Origin of the sequence: Brevundimonas sp., from assembly GCF_046293315.1 — a bacterium.
Classification (GTDB): Bacteria; Pseudomonadota; Alphaproteobacteria; order Caulobacterales; family Caulobacteraceae; genus Brevundimonas.
In genome coordinates this window covers 1-529 of sequence record NZ_JBKBPF010000119.1, presented here as the reverse complement: position 1 = coordinate 529, position 529 = coordinate 1, and the positions used below count along the sequence as shown (strand labels likewise).

Below are 529 nucleotides of genomic sequence, written 5' to 3'. Positions count from 1 at the left end.
GATGTTCTCGCGGATCGCGTCGAGGGTGAGCGGCAGGTTCTTGCGGACGGCCTTCTCGACGACCGATTCGGGAGTCTTCAGCCGCGACTTGACGTGCTCGATCGGGTTGTAGTCGTGGAGGAGGAGGAACTCCTCGCGGAGGATCGCGATCTTCGTCTCGATCTCGCGAAGGCCGAACTGATACCCCATGAGGAAGCGCTGCAGCTCGTTGCGCATCTCGCGCAGCTCTGCCGCCGAGACGGTGAGGGGGGTGTGGTCGGGGTCGAACGCGTTCGCCGCGGAGCTCGCCATACGGCCCACGCTACGGATGCCGGCTACGAGCCGGCTGGGAGATCCTGACGTGCGGCATCCGCGGCCCGGGCAGCGCGCGCGGCGACGTCGGCGAGCTCGGCGCGTTCGGCCTCGGCGCGCTCCGTCTCGAGGCGGGCGGCCTCCGCCTGCGCCTCGACGTCCTCCAGGCTCCGGCGGAGCTCGTCCGCGCGCTCGCGGAGGTGCGCAAGACGCGTGCGGCGGCGCTCGAGGTCGGCCT

1 protein-coding gene and 1 pseudogene are annotated in these 529 nt (G+C 70.7%); both read right to left on the bottom strand.

What is annotated here, in order from left to right:
- A pseudogene (locus ACK4SE_RS14330) lies at positions 1-291 on the bottom strand (hypothetical protein); the annotation flags it as partial.
- A gap of 23 nt (positions 292-314) precedes the next feature.
- Positions 315-529: hypothetical protein (locus ACK4SE_RS14325; RefSeq protein WP_409694074.1), on the bottom strand; the 215-nt coding region annotated here is incomplete at its 5' end.